Raw genomic sequence first — 19,787 nt, forward strand, 5'->3', positions numbered from 1 at the left:
CTGAATTTTTGTTAATGTAAATTTATGAATTTATCCTTTAAAACTCATTTAAAAAATACTTCTATTGCCTTTAGAGCAGTATTGTCTGCCGGAGTTCTCTACTCCTGCGCAACATATAACGTAAAAAAGGGTAAAAACTTATTTGAAGTAAAAAATTCTGATATAAAATCTGAAAATGATTTTAAAGTTTTCCTGATTGGTGATGCAGGCAATGCAGATGAAGTTCAGGCACAACAGACGCTCAGCCTTCTTAAAAACAAGCTGGACTCTGCAGACAGTAATTCGATGCTGATCTTCCTGGGAGATAATATCTATCCCAACGGAATGCCCCAAGAGACAGACAAAGACTATACTTTGGCAAAACAAAAGCTGGAAGACCAATTGATTATCACTAAAAATTTTAAAGGAAAAACATTAGTTATTCCGGGAAATCATGACTGGTACAATGGTTTGGGAGGTCTAAAAGCACAGGAGGATTTCGTGAAGAATTATTTCAACGACAAAAAAGCTTTTTTACCGAAAAATTCCTGTCCTATAGATGATATTAACCTATCAAAAGACATCAAACTGATCGTCATTGATTCTGAATGGGCTTTGGCCAATTGGGATAATTATCCAGGGGTGAACAAAGGCTGCACCATCAAAACCCGTGAAGATTTTTTTACAGAATTTAAAGATCTGGTGACTAAAAACCAGGATAAAAGAATCATTGTTGCGCTGCATCATCCCATCATCAGCAGTGGTACCCATGCGGGATTCAATTCAGCAAAATCCCATCTTTTTCCGTTGAAAAGTAAAATTCCGGTTCCCGGTGTCGCAAGTCTTATCAATATACTGAGAAGTTCTTCCGGTGCCAGTCCAGAAGATCTCAATAACCAGCATTATGCTGATCTGGCCAACCGTTTAAAAAGCATTGTTCAGGATAAAGAGAATATCATTTTTGTTTCCGGACATGATCATAATCTTCAATATCATGAAGACCGGAATATAAGACAGATTATCAGTGGCGCAGGTTCCAAAACAGATCCCTCCACCATTGCCCAGAAGACCGATTTCTCTTACGGAGGCAGCGGCTTCGCAGTCCTGAATATCAGAAAAGATCAAAGCACTGATGTTGAATATTTTTCTACAAAAAATAACAACTTACAAAAGCTTACCCATATTTCCGTGATCTCAAAACCGGATGTATTTGTCAATAATTATCCACGTACTTTTCCTGGGACTGCTACCTCAACAGTATACCCTGTGGAGCTTACCCAAAAAGGGAATGTGTACCGCTGGCTATGGGGCGAACACTACAGAAAGTATTACGGAATTCCTATCGAAGCTCCTACAGCTGATCTTGCTACGTTAAACGGAGGCTTTACCCCTTTCCGAGAAGGAGGAGGAAACCAGTCGAACAGCTTACGACTAAAAGCAGCAGACGGACAGGAGTTTGTGATGCGTGGAGTAAAGAAAAGCGCCGTCCGTTTCCTTAATAATATGGCTTTTAAGAAAAGTACTTTCGGAAATGAGCTGAATAATACCTTCCCGGAAAAATTCCTGCTGGATTTTTACACTACCAATCATCCTTTTACCCCTTTTTCTGTAGGAAATATGGCTGATAAGGTGGGAATCTTTCACAGCAATCCGAAATTATATTACATCCCGAAGCAGTATACGCTGGGAGAATATAATGAAAACTACGGGGATGAAATGTACATGATTGAGGAACGTTTCTCTTCCGATCCTAAAACCCTTGCCTCACTGGATAATGCCAAAGACATTGTTTCTACAGATGATGTTCTGAAAAATTTCACTAAAAATTATAAATATTCCGTAGACCGTGAATCCTACATCAGAGCAAGAATCTTCGATATGCTGATCGGCGACTGGGACAGGCATTCTGATCAATGGAAATGGGCAGAATACCAGGAGGGAGATCAGGTGGTATACAAACCGATCCCGAAAGACAGAGATCAGGCTTTCAGCAAGTATGACGGGGCTGCATTCAGAATCATTATGAATGTTCCGGCTATCCGCCATATGAAAACCTTCAAAGATGACATAAAAAATGTAAAATGGATGAATATGGAGCCTTATCCACTGGATCTGGTTTTCCTGAAAGGTTCTACACAGGAAGAATGGATTGCTCAGGCCAAATACATCCAGGATCATCTTACGGATGCTGATATTGACGACGCCTTCACTAATCTTCCGAAAGAAGTAAAAGATGAAACTCTTTCCGACATCCTGAGTAAGCTGAAAATACGGAAAACAAAACTGCAGAATTATGCATCCCAATATTATGATGTGCTTCAGAAAAAAGTTCCTTTGGCCGGAACCGTGAATCCTGATAAGTTTGTGGTCACAAAAACCGGGCATTCAGTTAATGTAAAACAATATAAATTAGACAAAGACAAAGAAAATCCTGAGCTGGTCTTCGAAAAAAACTATGATGACTCCAAAACCAAGGAGCTCTGGATTTACGGACTGGAAGATGATGATATTTATGAAGTTTCAGGAGAAGGCAGACCTAAAATGGCCATCAGACTCGTAGGTGGCTACAACCATGATGTGTATAATATTGCAGACGGAAGCAGAGTGAAAATTTATGATTTCAAATCTCAGAAAAACACCTACAATGCAGGATCGGCAACAAAAAATATTTCTGATGACTATGACATCAATACCTACAATTATAAACACCCGAAATTCAATTATGTTGCGGGTTACCCGAATGCGGATTACAATCCTGATGACGGGGTAATTATAGGTTTCCTTGCCAATTATACTGTGAATAACTTCATCCGCGATCCTTACACACAGAAGCACAGTCTGAAAGCTAATTTCTATACGGCTACGGCAGGATTCAATCTTGTGTATAAAGGGATCTTTAAGAAAGCGATTTCCGGATGGGATTTAAATATTGACGCAGGTTATACCACTCCGAAATTTTCCAGAAACTTCTTTGGCCTTTCCAATGAAAGCCCCTACGACAAAGAAAATACGGAAAGGGAATACAACCGGGCCAGAATATCCAGATTCAATTTTGCCCCTTCCATTTCCAAAAAAAGCTGGATGAATCTTCAGCATCAGTTCCAGCTTACGTTTGAGGATAATAAAGTACAGCGAAAAGGCGACCGTTTTGTAGACCAGTCACCGGATGTACGTCCTGATGTGTTCAAAAGCCAGCAGTTTACCGGGGCCAACTATACATTCAGTTACAAAAACATGGATAATAATGCTTTCCCGACTTTAGGACTGGAATTCCTGATTAATGCAGACTGGAAAGCCAATACATCCAACTTTGAAAAGAATTTCGTCACGCTGAACGGAACATTGACGATTGACCACAGAATTGATAAAAAAGGAAATTTTGTTTTTGCCAATTCCAGCAACGTGATGTGGATTAACAATAATAATTTTGAATTCTATCAGGCGGCAAGTATCGGAGGGAATAACGGAATGAGAGCTTTCAGAAACGACAGATTCTCAGGAAGATCATACTTCACCAACAATTCTGAAGTCCGCTGGGATTTCGGAAGGGTGAGAAACAATATCGTTCCCGCCAATATGGGAGTGCTAATCGGTTATGATATCGGCCGTGTATGGAATGATAATGAAAATTCCACCAAATGGCACCAGTCTGTAGGAGCAGGTTTCTGGATGAGCATTGTAGAGATGCTTTCTGCAAGGCTTAATTATTTTTACGGTTCAGATGGCGGAAGGATTTCGGCAGGAGTCGGAATGACTTTTTAAGCTATTATGACATATAACATCAAAAAACCTTCAGCTTTCAACTGAAGGTTTTTAGTTTAAGTTATATAAAGCTTAGATCTGTCGTTTATCTAAAAAGAAAATTGGTACACGTTTCCGCCTGTCTGCTTATCTTTTTCGTCAGCAATCAGCAGGGTTTTGTCATCAAGAAACACAACGGCTTCCTTCTGGGAATTATGATTTAAAGATATTTTTTCAATCTTTGCTGTACTGAAATCATCCGCTTTAAATCCGGAAAGAACATGAATATTCTTATGGGTCAGCAAAACAATTTTATCTTTTGTACTGTTAATGGCAGCAGATGTGATAGCAGCATCACTGTATTTTCCATCAAGCTTCAGTTTCCCTATTAGCTTAGCCTCGAAATCTCCTTCCCTGTTAGGAACCTGGAATACCAGAAATGTTCCGTCAAAACCTTTGCTTCTGTTTTTCGTAAACAGATAAAAACTACCGTTCATCTCAACAAAAGCTTCGCAGTCGTACAGCCAGTTCGATTTTTTAGGAGGAAACTCGGTCTGTCCCTCATAATGAAACTTAATAGTCTCCACTACTTTAGCTGTTTTCTGCTCTATATTCTGAAGGCCTATCTTCAGAATGGCAAGATCCTGTCTGTTGTTGTCGTTATTTCCGAAATCACCAATATAGATATTTCCCTGTGTATCGGCTGTTATATCTTCCCAGTCTCTGTTTTCTGCATTTTCTACCAAAACATCAGCAATTTGCTGCCCCTTCATATCCAGGCCATACACCCTATTCTTATTCCCCTGGTCTTCAATAGCCCAGATCGTTTTTTTATCTTTGGATAATGCTATTCCGGAAACTTCCTTTAGCTTTTTGGGCAGAGAAAACTCCACTTTTAATTCATCATTTTTAGGGGTATCCTGAGCCTTGGGATTACAGCTCCACAAAATGCAGGCTGAAAATATGAGTGTCCGTAACATATCTATTTTTAATCTAAGTTATTAATTATCTATTGATGCTGAAAAAATTCTTTGCTAAGGCAAACGTTTAGCCTTTTCCCAAAAGACATCCATTTCTTCGAGTGACAGATCTGCAAGTTTCAGGCCGTCCTCCTCAGCAAGTCCTTCCATTTTCTGAAATCTCGAAATGAATTTCAAATTAGTCCTTTCCAACGCTGAATCCGGGTTGATCCCAGAGATTCTTGCGTAGTTAATCAATGAGAAAAATACATCCCCAAGTTCCTGTTCCTTCTTCTCAGGATCAGTTTCTTCATGGAATTCCTGTATTTCTTCATCCACTTTTTTCCAGGCATCCTCCGCATCATGGAATTCAAATCCAATCCCTTTTACCTTGTCCTGTATTCTGTAGGCTTTTACCATGCTTGGAAGGCTTTTCGGAACACCGCCTAATATAGATTTATTGCCTTCTTTCAGTTTCAGTTTTTCCCAGTTCTGCTTCACTTCTTCTTCATCCTTTACTTCAGTATCCCCATAAATATGCGGGTGCCTGAAGATGAGTTTCTCATTCAGGGAATTGATTACATCTGCTATATCAAAACTTTCTTTTTCAGAAACTATTTTAGCATAAAAAACAAGATGAAGAAGTACATCACCCAATTCTTTTTTTATCTCCTGAAGATCTTCCTGAAGAATGGCATCTGAAAGTTCATACGTTTCCTCCAATGTCAGATGACGTAAAGACTGCAGGGTCTGTTTTTGGTCCCATGGGCATTTTTCCCGGAGATCATCCATAATATCCAGCAATCTTCCGAAGGCTTCTAATTTTTCCTGTCTGGTATTCATAACTTGTTGAACGTTCAATATTATACAAAGGTAAGGGTTATTTGGGCTCCCCGGCAAACCTTATTTTTAAAATTGAATGAATCCGAAACATAACAGCAATCTTTGGTTGGAAAACGCAAGGTCGCAAGATTTTGATTATGCTGCTTTAAGGCGCAAGAAAATCGGAGATTTTCAGCAAGTTTCACAGTATGAAATTTTATCGGAGATAAAATCTGGCGTCTTATATCCATAAAGCTGGTAAAAAAATAGCGTCTTTGTGCAAACCTAACAAAATATATCAAAAAATCTGCGCTATAGACCCCATCTGCGAGCGAATAAATTTCAACAAAAAAGCCCCATCGGGATTGACGGGGCTTTGTATTTTACAATTAAGGATTAATTATCCTTGCTTTCTGTGTGTACTTTTTGGAGCTGCTTTTGCTGCTGAAGTAGCTTTTACTTTCGGAGCGGCAGGTTTTTCTGCTTTTGGAGCTGCTTTTTTAGGAGCATCTTTGTCAATGCTTACTTCTTCCTGTGCAGGTTCTAAAGTTTCAGATTCTGCTTTTACGAAGCTTTCCGGAGTAATATATCCTGCTTTATGAAGGATATTATACCATTGAGCCAATTTTTTGATATCAGAAGCATATACTCTTTCCGTATCATAATTAGGAAGAGAAGCCGTCATAAATTCTTTCAGATCAGCATCTGAAGATTTGTGAGAGATTGTTTCTTTGTAATCTTGATTTTTAGCAATATTTTCAAAAACTTCGAACAAAGGAACTTCTTTATCCACTGTAAACATTGCGATATTATCTAATAAGCTTACCTGGCTTGAGTTTCCGATGCTTACTTTTTTCTTGGTCGTAACGTCTTCAATAATAAACCCGTTTCTTAATTGAGAAACTAATTTGTAAAGTCCTGGCTTTCCTGAAATTGAAATTATTTTTTCTAACAGCATAATTATATTGTTTGTAAATTCTGCAATCAGCTCGGGGCTTTTTGCTCTGTATTATTTTTTCTTTTTATCCTTGTTTATCCTTATTTTGGAAATCTCATTTTATAGTTGATGCTTACATCCCCCTGAGAGATTTTCGTCAGTTTGCCTTTTACCAGCTTTTTCTTCAACGCACTCAAATGATCGGTAAACAGAATCCCTTCGATGTGGTCATATTCATGCTGAATTACGCGGGCTCTAATATCGGAAAAAGTTTCTGTATGTTTCACAAAATTTTCGTCATAATATTCAATAACGATGGTTCCCTTTCTTTTTACATCTTCCCTTACATCCGGAATAGAAAGACATCCTTCGTTGAACTTCCATTCTTCGCCTGATTCTTCAAGAATTTGTGCATTGATGAAAACTTTTTTGAATTCTGCTAATTCGTCTTTAATATCTTCATAATCTTCGTCTTCCGCCAGCGGAGTTACGTCAATCACAAACATACGGATATCCAGCCCGATCTGAGGTGCAGCCAATCCGATACCGTTTGCACTGTACATCGTCTCAAACATATTGTCTATCAATTCCTGTAATCCGGGATAGTCTTTATCTATGTCTTTTCCCATTTTTCTCAAAACAGGATCCCCAAAAGCTCTTATCGGTAAAATCATCTTGTTCTTTGTTCTAAAAAATTCTGCAATATGATAGTTGCACTTACTTTATCTATTAATCCTTTTTCCTGCCTCTTTTTTTTATTTTTTCCGCTCTGGGAAATAAAAAAGGAAGCCATCTTCGAGGTAAATCTTTCATCGAAACGGTGAACCCTGATATCCGGAAATTCCTGCTGAAACACTCCAATGAATTTCAAAATATCCGTCTCCACTTCAGAAATATTACCCTTCAGATCTGTAGGCAGTCCTACGACTGCTTCATCCACTTTGTTTTCACTGAAATACTTCTTCAAAAACTCCATCAGAAGTGGTGTCTGAATGGTATCCAGGCTGCTCGCAATAATCTGCATATCATCTGTTACGGCAATACCGCAGCGCACTTTTCCATAGTCTATTGCAAGGATCTGTCCCATAAGTCTGCAAATTTAGTAAAATTTACTGATTTTATTCATAACGCAGTTTTTTTATAAAAATCATGTTTTATTCCATTATTTTTTTTATAATTTTAATCTTCCAAAAAACGAAAGTATGAAGAAACTCATCCTCGTGAGACATGCAAAAAGCGACTGGCCGGAAGAAACGGAAGATTTTGACAGACCCCTGGCAGATAAGGGATTGCAGGACGCTATGAACATGTCCAGATTCATGAAAAACAAGAATATTTCTATCGATTATCTGGTATCCAGCCCGGCGGTCCGTGCACTGAATACCTGCAGGATCTTTAACCAGACCTATCAGCTGAATATGTCAACAGCAGATAAACTGTATAATCCCTCGGAAAGAAATTTTGAATCTGTGATCTACGAGCTGGATGACCATATAAATTCTGTAGCCCTGTTCTCTCATAACAATGGTATTTCAAACTTTGCCAATTCTATTTCGGAAGATATTTTTCACTTTCCCACCTGCGGGGTAGCAGGCTTTGAGATCGACTGCAATTCGTGGTCTGAATTTGACGGAGCCAAAAAGAAGCTGCTGTTCTTTTATGAACCAGGTAAAATATAATAGTATTTTTTATGCAGTTATTTTTATTTTCCTTTTCTCCTGCCAGAAGAAGGAAAAGTCTTATCTGGAAACAATCGCCATCAATGATGTAAAACTTTCTGATCCCCAACCGGGAAGCTGGAGGTACAGCCACGATGAAAAATTTCAGCAATTTGAAGACTTTCAGAAGTCAAAAAAAATAAAACCTGAGCCCGGAAAAAACATCATTTATCTACAGCCTGTAGGAAATTTCAATGCGTTGCAGCAAAAGGAGATCCAGCTCACTAAGGAATATTTAAATGCTTATTACCAACTGGAAACAAAAATTCTTCCTGCTTTACCTAATTCAATTATTGACAAAACGGCTAAAAGAATATCCAGGGAAGGACATGAGCAGGTATTGGCGAGCTATGTTCTGGACAATATTCTGATTAAACGAAAGCCCAAAGATGGTGTGGTACTCATGGGAATTACAGAAAGAGATCTGTATCCCAGACCGGAATGGAATTATGTTTTCGGATTTGCTTCTTATGAAGACGGTGTAGGTGTAACTTCCCTGTACAGATTTGCTAATGGTAACTTAACAGAATCTAATTTTAATGAAAGTCTTCTTAGGCTAATAAAAATAAGTTCCCACGAAATCGGACATATGTTCGGCATCAGCCACTGCCTTCATGCCAATTGTGTGATGAACGGAACCAATTCACTTTCTGAGGCGGATTTTCATTTTGCAAGAGCCTGCTCGCTTTGTCAGCAAAAACTGAACTCAAGTATTCATTACGATCCTAAAAAGCGCCTCAGCCAGCTGAAACAATTCTTTGAAAAACAACATTTGAATACTGAACTTTCCCGTACTGAAGCAGATTTAAATGTGTTGAAATAATATAAAAAAACAAAACGGGCCTAAGCCCGTTTCTATTGAATAATTTAACGTGAGTTCGGGCCAAGGAGTTTGAAAGCCTCCAGAAAATTAAAACAAATCAATATTTGCTCTTAATGACTTTCATAACTTCCCTCTTCCATCATCCAGCTTCAAACCTGCATTTATCAGATATTCTTATCCCGAACTGAGGTTAATTTAATAATCTCTTCTGTTATTTTCTTTTCAGATCCAGGTCATCAAAATCAAAGCTGAAATCTGTGATATCTGAAATTGCCTTTAGTTTTGCAGATTCTGCCTTACCGTTCTCATCATAGGCGAAAATAATATAGGCATCGGCATCGTAGCTTCTGTCGTCCCATTTGATGATAAATGTATTATTGGAATAAGGCAGCAATTCTCCCTTCAGTCTTGGTGAATTTTTACAGATAATTCTGTAGGTACTTCCCTGTTGTGAAATTTCCACATCTCCAAACCATTCGTCATTATACTTTCCTACAAACTGTTCGGCTTTAGGCTGCAGGTTTTTATCTTTTTTGAAAGCTTCAGATTTTGCAAAAGCTTCTTTTTTTTGCTTCTCATATTCAGCATTCACTTTTGCCATTCTCTCTCCGTAAGTTTTCAGCCAGTTTCTGTCTGCAATTCCCAGATAAGAATCTTTTACGGTATTGGTGATGGTATTGAAAGCCGCTCCCGACTGTTGATTAGTCAATACTACAATTCCCAATTTCAGATCCGGAATAAGGGTGAACTGGGTAACAGTTCCTATTAATCCGCCGGTATGCTGTATCTGTTTATGTCCTTTCACATCACTTAAGAACCATCCCAATCCATATCCATAGAAACTGGTGTCATAAGGATTTTTCATCGCTACTCTATCCGGAATCTGAAGGCTCCACAACTGCTGTACATTTTTATCTGAAACCAGTTTTTTGCCGTCTTTAGTAGTGAAATTATTTAAAAGACAATCTGCCCAGGTAGTCATATCTTTAATATTGCTCATAATTCCGCCTGCTGCATTAGCGGTCTCATTCCAGTCATGCGGAACGGCTACTGCTTTACCATCTACAGGAGCATGGGCATCAATCTTATTGGATACTGCTTTTGCTTTGTTATAGCTGCCATAACTGGAGGTCATCCCTACCGGCTTCATGATTTTCTGTTCAATAAATTCTGCCCAGCTTAAACCGGAAATCCTGTGAATAACTTCTCCGGCAATGATAAACATAATATTATTATAGTCCAGCGTTGTTCTAAAAGGGTTCTCAGGCTTCAGATAACGTACGTTGTGTATAATATCATTCACAGTCATACTTCCACCTTCCGGGAAAAACATCAGATCCCCCTGTCCTAATCCTAATCCGGCTCTGTGGGTTACAAGATCTTTTACCGTTACATTTTGGGAAACATACGGATCGTACATTTGAAACTCAGGGATATATTTTGAAACTTTATCGTCCCAATTCAGTTTTCCTTCATCTGCTAAGATGGCCAGAGCGGTACAGGTGAACCCTTTGGAGTTGGAAGCAATACCTACCAGTGTATTGTCATCCATCGGCTGTTTTGTAGTTAAAGAGCGCTGCCCAAAACCTTTAGAATAGATCACTTTTCCATCTTTTACAATTCCTACAGACATTCCGGGAACATCGAAGGTTTTCAGAGTATTCTGGATCAGTTCATCCAGTTTTTTTTCTTCCACCTGGGCATTGGAAAATCCCACCGCCAAAAGAAGAAGGAAAAAAGAAAATTTCTGCTTCATTTTTTTTATATATTTCTCCCAAATTTACTAAATATTAAGAGATACCATTTTACGGATGATAAAAGTTTTTCGTTTTAAATATTGAAAAATTAAATCTTTCCTAACTTTGTAAAAAATTCCAGCGTTTTATGACCAAGATCCTTCTCCTTTCCGATTCGCATTCTTATATAGATGACAGAATCTTAGAATATGCACAGCAGGCTGATGAAGTGTGGCATTGCGGCGACTTCGGAAGTATGGACGTTATTGAACAACTGGAAAAAATAAAACCTCTGAAAGGAGTTTACGGAAATATTGATAACGCAAAGATCCGTTCTGAATTTCCTGAAGTGAACAGGTTTTTCTGCGAAGATCTTGAGGTTCTGATGATTCATATCGGTGGATATCCTGGGAAATATACTCCGTTAACCAAAAAAGAGATTGCTGAGAAAGCCCCTAAATTATTTATTTCCGGACATTCCCATATTTTAAAGGCAATGTATGATGAAAAGAACAGCCTTTTGCACCTTAATCCCGGCGCATGCGGACAACAGGGCTGGCATAAGGTGAGAACCATGATGAGATTTGTAGTAGATGGTGAAGAAATAAAGGATCTTGAAGTTATTGAACTGGGAAACAAAGGTTAAAAGTAAACAGGCGTTAAGAATTATGAAGATCGGGAACAAAGTTTCTGTAGTAGATGAAGATTTGAGCGGAATTATTACTTCCGTAAATGGAAATATTGTGGTTTTTAAAGATGAGTACGGATTCACTCATCAGTATCCAAAAGAAAAGCTGGTTCCCAAAGATGTTGATCTTTACGAGAATATTAGGGTTGAAAAGAAAGCCGAACCGAAAAAGGTTATTTCTAAAAAACACCAGAAAAATCATATGGTTCTGGATCTTCATTTCCACAATCTGGTGAAGAATCCTAATGATTATGACAGTTTTGAAAGACTTTTCATCCAAAAGGAAAAACTGATGGAAGTGCTAAGTTTCTGTAGAAAACATCATCTGAAGCGACTTGAAATTGTTCACGGTATTGGTGACGGAACCCTGCAGAGAATGGTATGGAATGTTCTGGAAAGCCAGACTGATATCGATTTTTATAATAAAGAAATACTTCACCATCAATCGGGTGCCGTTATGATAGAATTTCACTAAATTTGCATTCAATAGAAATATGAACGTACTTAATTTACTTTTTACCAAAGACGGAATAATCTGCCAGATCACCAAAAACAAGAGTGTCCTGGAGGAAAAGTCTTATTTCGTTACGGAAGAAACAACGGAAAATCTAATCGAAGACAAGCTTGATGAAATGCTTATCAAACAAAGGTTTGATGAAATACAGGTGGTTTCGGCTCTGAATCATTTTACCCTGATGCCGGAAGGATATTCTGAGCATGAGGCAGGATTTGAACTTATTGCGTTCAATGCTCCTACCAACAAAGAAAAAGAAGAACTGATGCTCTCTGTTAATAAAAAATTCGGGGTACAGTTTTATTATACTTTTCAGAAAAACTTTTATAAAAAAATAAAAGAAATTGCGGTTCCCGTCCATTTTAATTTTTCGGGAGAAAAGTTTTTAAATTCTATCAACATTAAAACCGGCAAAGAAATTCATATCAATCTATATCATAACCAATGTGAATTTTTTGCTATCGATAATAAAAAAATCATCCTGTATAACAACCTGGATGTCAATTCGGAAGTAGATTTTCTTTATTTCATCATGTTTACTTTGAGTAAAATAGGTTTCGGCATCAATGAGACCCATTTCTATGCTTATGGTGAGACCACAGAAAATGAAACCTTTATCTCCGAACTTCAGAAATTTGTCAAAAACCTGAAAATTGTTTTTGATAACGTTCCTAATAAGAATTTTATACTCAATTAGACTGCAGGCAGCGGATCATAGGGATTAATTCCCAAATTCAGTGATCTGCCACCTATGTCTGTTACCTAACAACTAAAAAAATATGTTCAGAATAATATCCGGCAAGTGGAAAGCCAAGAAAATAGCGGCTCCGAAAAATTTTGATGTCAGACCAACAACCGATTTCGCTAAGGAAGCTTTATTCAGTATTCTGGAAAATACGTATGATATGCAGTCCATTTCCGTACTGGATCTTTTTGCAGGGATTGGTTCTATCTCGTTTGAGTTTGCATCCAGAGGATGTCAGGATGTTACTTCTGTGGAGATGAACCCGAAACATACCGGATTTATCAATTCTACTGCATCAGAACTGGATATGTCCTTACAGATCAATGTACAGAGAGGGGATGTGTTTGACTGGCTTAAAAAGTTCAGAAATAAAAAGAGTTTTGAGATTGTATTTTCTGATGCTCCCTTCGAAATGGAAGAAAAGAAATATTATGAACTGATCTCTTTAGTCCTCAACAATAAATTCCTGAAAGAAAACGGAGTTCTGATCGTAGAACATCAAAGCCGTATGAAGCTTGAACACTCCAATTTAAAAGAAACCCGAAAATACGGAAACGTTAGTTTCAGTTTTTTTGAACCGAATAAAGAAGATAATCAGGAAATTTAATTCCTGATTATTTTTTTGGAAAGCTCCGGAGCACCCTTTCCCCAGTTTGTAATGGCGTGCAGAACAGGCAGCAGCGTCTTTCCGAAATCGGTCAGGCTGTATTCTACCATTAAAGGAGGCTTTTCAGTATAAACTTTTCTTTCAATAATATCATCTTCCTCCATTTGCTTTAGCTGAAGGCTCAACGTTCTTTCTGTAATGGTGGGAACGAGCTTTCGCAGCTCATTATATCTTTTAACTCCGTCTATCAGGTGATATAAGATTACAGCTTTCCATTTTCCACCTATAAATCTCATCGTCACGCTTGTGCAGCAGGGATATTTTTTATCGTCTATTGTATACATTTTTATACTATCCTTTTTAACCGTTATTGCAAAGGTAACAAACTTACATTAATTTTGCAACTATAAAAATGATAGTATAAATTATGAACTTTTTAGAAAAAATGAAAACGAGGTATACGGTAAAAAAGTATAACCCTCAGGCAGCCATCAGTGAAGAACAAATCAGTGAACTGAAAGAAATTCTGAACCTGAGCCCTTCATCCATCAACAGCCAGCCATGGAATTTTATCTTCATCAGCAATCCTGAATTAAAAAAACAGCTGGCAGAAGTTTCTTTCATTAATAAAGAAAAAGTGTTGGACTGCAGCCATCTGATTATTTTCCAAGTGATAAAAAAGACTGAAGACTTTGAAAAGCAGATTGAGGAAAACCTTCCTGAAGGAGCAGTAAACTATTACATAAACCGGGTAAAACCTAAAGGTGAAGCTGCTGTAAAATCATGGCTGGCTCACCAGGTCTATTTATCATTAGGTATATTGCTTTCCGCCTGTGCAGCTATGGGAATAGATTCTACCCCAATGGAAGGAATTGAGCCGGAACAGTATGATGAAATTCTGGAAAACGGAAAATATGAAACTTTATTTGCTGTAGCTATTGGAGTTAAAGAGGAAACAGATGCCAATCAACCGAAATTCAATCCAAAATCCAGACTGAAGGCTGAGAAAGTAATTCTGGATGCGTTGTAAAAACCAATGACTGGTCTGAACATCAAAAAAGGCTGTTTCATTATAGAAACAGCCTTTTATTTATAATACTTTCAACTCCAGGTCTATCGTTTTCCCGAAAAACTTCTTAGAGATCTTTTCAAAATTTTTGGTGAGATCTGAAAGGTAAAAATGATAGTTGGGTTTTGGATTGTTTTCATTCAGAAGATGGTACTTATCCAGAATAATTTTCAAATGATTGGCTACAATATTCGGAGAATCTATCACACGGACACGGTTTCCGTAATATTGTTTAATCTCATCAATCAAAAGCGGATAATGAGTACAGCCAAGGATCAGGGTTTCTATATTCTTCAGCTTGCTGTTGCTTAAATAATTATAAATGATGGCGTGCGTAATCGGATGGTTTTTAAACCCCTCTTCAATAGCCGGAACCAATAACGGTGTTGCCAGCTCATCTACTTTGATCCATTTATTATGCTTCCGGATGCTTTTCTTATACAAGCCTGAGTTTACTGTAGCTTTCGTAGCGATTACCCCAACATTATTATGGATTTCATAAGATACTTTTTCAGCCACGGGATTAATGACGTCAATAACAGGAACTCTTCCTGCAGCAGACTGCAGCACTTCATTCAGAGCATTGGCTGTAGCTGTATTACAGGCAACCACAATAGCTTTACAGTTCTGCTCAAGCAGAAAATTGGTGATCTTGGTTGAATATTCTATAATCGCTTCTTTTGACTTTTCACCATAAGGAAGGTGCTTGGTATCTCCAAAATAAATCAGATCCTCATTCGGAAGAAGCCTCTTAATTTCTTTAGCTACGGTAAGACCTCCCACCCCACTATCGAAAATACCGATCGGCTGGCTGGATGAAAGATGCGAATAATCTTGTTTTTTAGTTTTCAAACGAACTGAAATTTTATACAAAAATAGTGAATTTTATGGCACAGTTGCATATATACAGCCATTATACAATAAACAAATCTGAAGCAATTCCGTCTGCCATGAACCAGTGTTTCTCAGGAATTTTCAAATGGTTATTTTCAGTCATTAAAATACCTTCTTCCAGCTTAGATTTTATTTCATTCCGGAACTGTTCAAGAATTTGATCCGAAAACTTACTGTTAAGACTTTCCAGGTCTACTCCCCAGATGGTCCTCAGCCCGATCATAATCATTTCATTGAACTGATCTTCCTGTGAAAGCAATTCTTCTTCTTTAGCAAGATTTTTACTACTCAGTTTTTTGATATACTGCTGATTGTTGGCCACATTCCAGCTTCTGACATCAAATCCGTTATAGGAATGGGCAGAAGGTCCTATTCCCAGATACTCCTTATACTTCCAATAGGAGGAATTATGTCTGGAATAAAAACCGGGTTTCGCAAAATTAGAGACTTCATAATGTTCAAATCCGTTATCTTTCAGGAAATCTGTCAAGTAATAAAATTCTCTGTTCTGCTCTTCTTCTTTCGGGCTAATCACTTTTCCTTTTGAGATCCAGTTTTCCAAAGCAGTCTTTGGTTCTACCGTCAAAGCATAAGATGAAATATGAGGAACCTCAAGAGCAATGGTCTTATTTAAATTTTCTTTCCAGATTTCCAGATTAGAGGTTGGCGAACCATAGATCAGATCAATACTTAGGTTTTCAAAGCCGAAATCCTGGGCTCTTTTGATGGAACCTTCTGCTTCTGACGCATTGTGTGCACGGTTCATCAGCTTTAAATCTTCATCAAAGAAACTCTGTGTTCCAATGGAAAGACGATTAACCGGCAGTTTTGAAAGCTGTTTCAGAAAGTTTTTATCCAGATCGTCCGGATTTGCTTCCAGAGTGATCTCAATATCTTTGTCGAAACTGAAATATCGGAGCACTTCATCAATAAGAGAACCGATTTCATCCGCAGAAAGAATGGAAGGAGTTCCTCCTCCAAAATATAAGGATTTTAAATTTTTATCCTGAAGCTCATCTTTCCTGAGCATGATTTCCGTTTTCATGGCACGGATCATCTCATCCTTAAAGTTCAGGGATGTGGAAAAGTGAAAATTGCAGTAGCTGCACTTCTGTCTGCAGAAAGGAACGTGAATATAGATCATAAAAAAAGCTCTGAAAAAATTCAGAGCTCAAATTTATTTAAATTAAATCAGATTAATATCTAAATCCTCTATGATTAATAAAGTTGTCGAAGTTATAACCAAGACTGATCATAAAGCTGTTTCCTCCATACGTCTGAATATCAGACATCCCGATGTTGTAAGTAGCTCCAACCATAAATTTATTAAATCTTACTTTCACTACGGGTGCAACCTGAAGCTGCTGGCTGTCGAATCTGTTTTGTACTGTTCTGTAGCTTACCCCGAAAGAGAAAGAGTTGATATCATTAAAGAATGTACCCATTAGGTTATAATCGATCATTCTTGTTGAGTTTGTATTTAAGTTGATCAAAGCTGACGGTGTCAGGAAAATATTATCTGCTAAATGCCAGTTGTATCCTAAATTAAGGAAGAACTTAATTGGTGAAGGTTCAATTCCGTTTACGATTGCTTTATCATTACTTAAAGCAATATCATTCACGGAAACACCTGCAAAAATATTTCTATAGGTAGCTGCTGCTCCGAAGTTGGCATAAGCCATGAAGATATTTCCTTCCTTTCCTATCAATAGTGGATCATAACCATCTTCAACGTTCACCGAAGTATAGTCAAAATTCATGTTATAGAAACTTACACTGGTACCGAAAGAGAACTGGTCTTTTCTTTCCCCCTCACTACTTAGTGGAATAAAATAAGAAGCACCAGCAGTAATACCACCTGCAGAGATAGGCCCATTGCTGTCTCTGAAAATAGAAAGTCCGGCTCCCACTCTATCGAAAATGTTTCCATTAATCCCAATAGACTGCGTGTTTGGAGAGTCGCTGAACTTGTCAAATTGTTTGTGATAATTGGCGTTGAGCTGTACGTAATCTGTCTTTCCGTATTGAGCTGGGTTGAACAGGAACTCACCATCCAAAAGATATTGCTGATAGTATGGTAGTGATTCTTGTGCTTTGTATGCATTCGACAAAAGAGCTAAACATACGATAGCATATAGTTTTCTCATAACAAATCTTGATTTCAATTCAACAAATATAAAAAAATTCTCAATATATTTTTAGTTTTCCAAATAATTTCTCCATTTTTTTACAGCATCCGCCATATCTTTTGGCATTGGGCTCTCAAAATACAATTCCTTCTTTGTCGTGGGATGTATAAAACCTAAAGTATGGGCATGCAGTGCATGTCTTGGCAGAATATCAAAAACATTTTTTATAAACTGCTTATACTTAGGCAGATTCACTCCCCGCAAAGGAGTATGCCCCTCATATCTCTCATCATTGAACAAAGTATGCCCGATATGCCTGAAATGAGCCCTGATCTGATGCGTTCTTCCTGTTTCAAGCTTACATTCCACCCAGGTCATGTACTTGAAACGTTCCAATACTTTATAATGGGTAACAGCATGTTTCCCCTGGCTGCCATCTTCATATACCGACATCTGCATTCTATTTTTCGGATGTCTTCCGATATGGCCTTTAATTGTTCCTTCATCTTCCTGAAGATTTCCCCAGACAAAAGCCCAGTAGAGTCTTTTTGTAGTTCTGTTGAAGAACTGTTTAGCCAAAAAGCTTAAAGCATATTCATTTTTGGCAATAACCAGTAATCCGGAAGTATCTTTATCAATCCTGTGAACAAGTCCCACCCTGTCCAGATCAGATTTCTCCCCGTTATTTTCAAAATGGAAAGCCAGCGCATTCACCAGAGTTCCGTCCCAGTTTCCAAAACCGGGATGTACTACCATTCCGGCTTCTTTATCTACAACGACAAGATCATCATCTTCGTATATAATATTAACAGGAATATCCTGCGGAATAATCACATTCTCCCTCGGTGGATGCGCAAGCAGTACCGAAATCTGATCTCCCGGCTTCACACGGTAATTCTGCTTTACCGGAGTTCCGTTTACCACTACATTTCCGGCACGGCAGGTTTGGGAAATTTTGTTTCTTGAAGAATTCTGTCTGTATAGTAATAAGAATTTATCGATCCGCAGAGGTTCCTGCTTGCTGTCTACTGTAATATTCAGATGTTCATACAACCCTTTATTCTCCTCATCAATATCAATATTTTCAATACTGTCTATATTCCCGGAATCCAGTAATTCCTCGTCAAAAAAATCTTCGTTATCTTCTGCCATTGTTTTATTTTTTACACAAAAGGCCTCAACATTTTACAGTTGAAGCCTTATTTTTTATAATAAGTTATTACTATTCTATGACCATCTTCTTAGCTTTTGGCTTTTGAGCGGGTTGTTGCCCTGTTGTAGAGGCTGCCGGTTTATTATTTGTATTTCCGGCTGATGGATTAGCTGAAGACGTTTTAGGCTTTTCCGTTGCAGATCCCGCTGGTTTGGCAGGAACTGTTGCTTTCGGTGTTTCTGTCTTCACAGGTTCAGGCTTTGGAGCTTCTTTCCTTGGAGCCGGAACATCCGCAGGCGGATCATAGCTAGGGGTAGGGTGAGCAGGAATTTCTTCGTAACGCACCGGAGGCAGCGAAGTATCTACTTTCATACGGTAGATAGAATTCAGCTGACTTATTTTAGCTCCCAACTCAGCAGGAGTTTTCTTACTTGCCCAAAGATCAATCTGCATTCCCTGATCTCTTACATCACCCGATGCAGGATCCTGATAGTAGATAATATCAGACTCATCTTTCCCACCATCTTCATGCTCTACAAGTCCTACTTCAAACATACTTTTTGCAATAATTGCTCTTGCTTCTTTTACGGATAATCCTACTACACTAGGAATGGAGATATTCCTCATAGGACCTGATCCTACTACAACATCAATCATAGAGAATCTAGGCAGACGTGCTCCCGGACTTACGGCGTTTCCTTTATATAATATTCTTAAAAGGGCATCCTTCTGAATACTTGGCTCATAGATCGTATCTCCAATCTTCAGTCCTACCTGATCCAATCTCTGGAAAGCTAATCCTGAATATTTATTAATTACATCCGGAACCGTAATAGGCGCCCAGGTTCTTGGATTCACTACAATTCTGACCAGTGATCCCGGTTTTACTCTGGAACTGGATAGCGGGTGCATCTTTAAAACCTGAAAAGGCTTAAATTTAGGATTATATTCTGCACTGTCTACTTCATATTCTAGGCCTGTATCCTCTAATATTTTAACAGCGTCATATACCGATTTATTAATAACATTGGGAACCGGAATCTCCTGACCATGATTGGTGTGGTATTCCAGCCAGCGGAACGTAAGCCATACCAACCCCACAAAAACACCGATGGCCACTACTAAGTTCAGCAAAACTTTCCAATTGAAAAGTGATTTAAGCATACTTAAAAATACTATAATTATAACGGCAAATATAGCTAATAATTTTAGAATGTGCTTTTTATTTAACACATTTCATTTTCGTCTCTAAAATTTCCCAATTTCCCTTATT

General features: G+C 38.1%; 20 protein-coding genes. 8 read left to right on the forward strand and 12 right to left on the reverse strand.

Annotated elements, in window-relative coordinates:
* Positions 1-24 precede the first annotated feature (24 nt).
* Entirely contained in the window at positions 25-3,741 is a 3,717-nt protein-coding gene (locus J2Y40_RS19575; protein WP_310000878.1) for a metallophosphoesterase, read from the forward strand.
* Between the two features lie 89 nt (positions 3,742-3,830).
* Here the strand turns inward: J2Y40_RS19575 and J2Y40_RS19580 are convergent, their stop codons facing one another.
* The 5 genes from J2Y40_RS19580 to ruvX form a co-directional block, all read right to left on the reverse strand.
* The gene (locus J2Y40_RS19580) at positions 3,831-4,700 is read right to left on the reverse strand and encodes a hypothetical protein (RefSeq protein WP_153398063.1); all 870 of its coding nucleotides are present in this window, start codon (positions 4,698-4,700) and stop codon (positions 3,831-3,833) included.
* A gap of 54 nt (positions 4,701-4,754) precedes the next feature.
* On the reverse strand, positions 4,755-5,522 hold the full coding sequence (gene mazG, locus J2Y40_RS19585; RefSeq protein WP_310000879.1) for a nucleoside triphosphate pyrophosphohydrolase: 768 nt from the start codon (positions 5,520-5,522) through the stop codon (positions 4,755-4,757).
* Between the two features lie 379 nt (positions 5,523-5,901).
* A complete protein-coding gene (locus tag J2Y40_RS19590) occupies positions 5,902-6,459 on the reverse strand; it encodes a DUF5606 domain-containing protein (RefSeq protein ID WP_153398059.1) in 558 nt (185 codons plus the stop codon).
* A gap of 80 nt (positions 6,460-6,539) precedes the next feature.
* Positions 6,540-7,112 (reverse strand): peptide deformylase, encoded by a 573-nt coding sequence (gene def, locus J2Y40_RS19595; RefSeq protein WP_153398057.1) that lies wholly within the window; start codon positions 7,110-7,112, stop codon positions 6,540-6,542.
* A complete protein-coding gene (ruvX, locus tag J2Y40_RS19600; protein WP_153398055.1) occupies positions 7,109-7,525 on the reverse strand; it encodes a Holliday junction resolvase RuvX in 417 nt (138 codons plus the stop codon). Before ruvX ends, def begins: the two co-directional genes overlap by 4 nt.
* A gap of 115 nt (positions 7,526-7,640) precedes the next feature.
* On the opposite strand from ruvX, the gene J2Y40_RS19605 reads away from it, so the two are divergent.
* The gene (locus J2Y40_RS19605; RefSeq protein WP_153398053.1) at positions 7,641-8,117 is read left to right on the forward strand and encodes a histidine phosphatase family protein; all 477 of its coding nucleotides are present in this window, start codon (positions 7,641-7,643) and stop codon (positions 8,115-8,117) included.
* Positions 8,098-8,979 (forward strand): archaemetzincin, encoded by an 882-nt coding sequence (locus J2Y40_RS19610; RefSeq protein ID WP_310000881.1) that lies wholly within the window; start codon positions 8,098-8,100, stop codon positions 8,977-8,979. Before J2Y40_RS19605 ends, J2Y40_RS19610 begins: the two co-directional genes overlap by 20 nt.
* A 211-nt stretch (positions 8,980-9,190) precedes the next feature.
* On the opposite strand, the gene J2Y40_RS19615 is transcribed toward J2Y40_RS19610, so the two are convergent.
* On the reverse strand, positions 9,191-10,735 hold the full coding sequence (locus J2Y40_RS19615) for a serine hydrolase (protein WP_310000883.1): 1,545 nt from the start codon (positions 10,733-10,735) through the stop codon (positions 9,191-9,193).
* 128 nt (positions 10,736-10,863) lie between these two features.
* Here J2Y40_RS19615 and J2Y40_RS19620 point away from each other — a divergent pair, with 128 nt between their 5' ends.
* The 4 genes from J2Y40_RS19620 (at position 10,864) to rsmD (ending at position 13,269) form a co-directional block, all read left to right on the forward strand.
* Complete coding sequence (locus tag J2Y40_RS19620) at positions 10,864-11,361, forward strand: metallophosphoesterase (RefSeq protein WP_153398047.1); 498 nt, start codon at positions 10,864-10,866, stop codon at positions 11,359-11,361.
* Positions 11,362-11,383: 22 nt separating this feature from the next.
* Entirely contained in the window at positions 11,384-11,878 is a 495-nt protein-coding gene (locus tag J2Y40_RS19625) for a Smr/MutS family protein (RefSeq protein ID WP_310000884.1), read from the forward strand.
* A 19-nt stretch (positions 11,879-11,897) separates the two neighbouring features.
* Complete coding sequence (locus tag J2Y40_RS19630; protein ID WP_310000885.1) at positions 11,898-12,614, forward strand: DUF3822 family protein; 717 nt, start codon at positions 11,898-11,900, stop codon at positions 12,612-12,614.
* Between the two features lie 82 nt (positions 12,615-12,696).
* Positions 12,697-13,269, forward strand: a complete 573-nt coding sequence (gene rsmD, locus J2Y40_RS19635; RefSeq protein ID WP_153398041.1) for a 16S rRNA (guanine(966)-N(2))-methyltransferase RsmD — start codon at positions 12,697-12,699, stop codon at positions 13,267-13,269.
* Here the strand turns inward: rsmD and J2Y40_RS19640 are convergent.
* Positions 13,266-13,613 (reverse strand): helix-turn-helix domain-containing protein, encoded by a 348-nt coding sequence (locus tag J2Y40_RS19640; protein WP_153398039.1) that lies wholly within the window; start codon positions 13,611-13,613, stop codon positions 13,266-13,268. The two genes, rsmD and J2Y40_RS19640, sit on opposite strands and share 4 nt — an antisense overlap.
* An 83-nt stretch (positions 13,614-13,696) precedes the next feature.
* On the opposite strand from J2Y40_RS19640, the gene J2Y40_RS19645 reads away from it, so the two are divergent.
* Positions 13,697-14,299 carry a nitroreductase family protein gene (locus J2Y40_RS19645; RefSeq protein WP_153398037.1) on the forward strand — a complete coding sequence of 201 codons (603 nt, stop codon included), beginning with the start codon at positions 13,697-13,699 and terminating at the stop codon, positions 14,297-14,299.
* A gap of 60 nt (positions 14,300-14,359) precedes the next feature.
* On the opposite strand, the gene murI is transcribed toward J2Y40_RS19645, so the two are convergent.
* The 5 genes from murI to J2Y40_RS19670 form a co-directional block, all read right to left on the reverse strand.
* Positions 14,360-15,190 (reverse strand): glutamate racemase, encoded by an 831-nt coding sequence (gene murI / locus J2Y40_RS19650; protein ID WP_153398035.1) that lies wholly within the window; start codon positions 15,188-15,190, stop codon positions 14,360-14,362.
* 61 nt (positions 15,191-15,251) lie between these two features.
* Positions 15,252-16,376 carry a radical SAM family heme chaperone HemW gene (gene hemW, locus J2Y40_RS19655; protein ID WP_310000886.1) on the reverse strand — a complete coding sequence of 375 codons (1,125 nt, stop codon included), beginning with the start codon at positions 16,374-16,376 and terminating at the stop codon, positions 15,252-15,254.
* 52 nt (positions 16,377-16,428) lie between these two features.
* On the reverse strand, positions 16,429-17,379 hold the full coding sequence (locus tag J2Y40_RS19660; protein ID WP_153398032.1) for a PorP/SprF family type IX secretion system membrane protein: 951 nt from the start codon (positions 17,377-17,379) through the stop codon (positions 16,429-16,431).
* Positions 17,380-17,430: 51 nt separating this feature from the next.
* A complete protein-coding gene (locus J2Y40_RS19665; protein ID WP_185152006.1) occupies positions 17,431-18,513 on the reverse strand; it encodes an RluA family pseudouridine synthase in 1,083 nt (360 codons plus the stop codon).
* 70 nt (positions 18,514-18,583) lie between these two features.
* On the reverse strand, positions 18,584-19,678 hold the full coding sequence (locus tag J2Y40_RS19670) for a PASTA domain-containing protein (protein WP_153398030.1): 1,095 nt from the start codon (positions 19,676-19,678) through the stop codon (positions 18,584-18,586).
* Positions 19,679-19,787 lie beyond the last annotated feature (109 nt).

This window comes from Chryseobacterium sp. 2987 (assembly GCF_031456375.1).
Lineage (GTDB): Bacteria > Bacteroidota > Bacteroidia > Flavobacteriales > Weeksellaceae > Chryseobacterium > Chryseobacterium vaccae.

Coding starts and splice junctions, on each gene's coding strand:
- J2Y40_RS19590 (WP_153398059.1), bottom strand. CDS start 6,459: ATGCTGTTAGAAAAAATAATTTCAATTTCAGGAAAGCCAGGACTTTAC.
- def (WP_153398057.1), bottom strand. CDS start 7,112: ATGATTTTACCGATAAGAGCTTTTGGGGATCCTGTTTTGAGAAAAATG.
- J2Y40_RS19645 (WP_153398037.1), top strand. CDS start 13,697: ATGAACTTTTTAGAAAAAATGAAAACGAGGTATACGGTAAAAAAGTAT.
- J2Y40_RS19660 (WP_153398032.1), bottom strand. CDS start 17,379: ATGAGAAAACTATATGCTATCGTATGTTTAGCTCTTTTGTCGAATGCA.
- J2Y40_RS19605 (WP_153398053.1), top strand. CDS start 7,641: ATGAAGAAACTCATCCTCGTGAGACATGCAAAAAGCGACTGGCCGGAA.
- J2Y40_RS19640 (WP_153398039.1), bottom strand. CDS start 13,613: ATGTATACAATAGACGATAAAAAATATCCCTGCTGCACAAGCGTGACG.
- J2Y40_RS19580 (WP_153398063.1), bottom strand. CDS start 4,700: ATGTTACGGACACTCATATTTTCAGCCTGCATTTTGTGGAGCTGTAAT.
- rsmD (WP_153398041.1), top strand. CDS start 12,697: ATGTTCAGAATAATATCCGGCAAGTGGAAAGCCAAGAAAATAGCGGCT.
- J2Y40_RS19615 (WP_310000883.1), bottom strand. CDS start 10,735: ATGAAGCAGAAATTTTCTTTTTTCCTTCTTCTTTTGGCGGTGGGATTT.
- J2Y40_RS19575 (WP_310000878.1), top strand. CDS start 25: ATGAATTTATCCTTTAAAACTCATTTAAAAAATACTTCTATTGCCTTT.
- ruvX (WP_153398055.1), bottom strand. CDS start 7,525: ATGGGACAGATCCTTGCAATAGACTATGGAAAAGTGCGCTGCGGTATT.
- J2Y40_RS19625 (WP_310000884.1), top strand. CDS start 11,384: ATGAAGATCGGGAACAAAGTTTCTGTAGTAGATGAAGATTTGAGCGGA.
- J2Y40_RS19665 (WP_185152006.1), bottom strand. CDS start 18,513: ATGGCAGAAGATAACGAAGATTTTTTTGACGAGGAATTACTGGATTCC.
- J2Y40_RS19670 (WP_153398030.1), bottom strand. CDS start 19,678: ATGCTTAAATCACTTTTCAATTGGAAAGTTTTGCTGAACTTAGTAGTG.
- J2Y40_RS19630 (WP_310000885.1), top strand. CDS start 11,898: ATGAACGTACTTAATTTACTTTTTACCAAAGACGGAATAATCTGCCAG.
- hemW (WP_310000886.1), bottom strand. CDS start 16,376: ATGATCTATATTCACGTTCCTTTCTGCAGACAGAAGTGCAGCTACTGC.
- J2Y40_RS19620 (WP_153398047.1), top strand. CDS start 10,864: ATGACCAAGATCCTTCTCCTTTCCGATTCGCATTCTTATATAGATGAC.
- J2Y40_RS19610 (WP_310000881.1), top strand. CDS start 8,098: ATGAACCAGGTAAAATATAATAGTATTTTTTATGCAGTTATTTTTATT.
- mazG (WP_310000879.1), bottom strand. CDS start 5,522: ATGAATACCAGACAGGAAAAATTAGAAGCCTTCGGAAGATTGCTGGAT.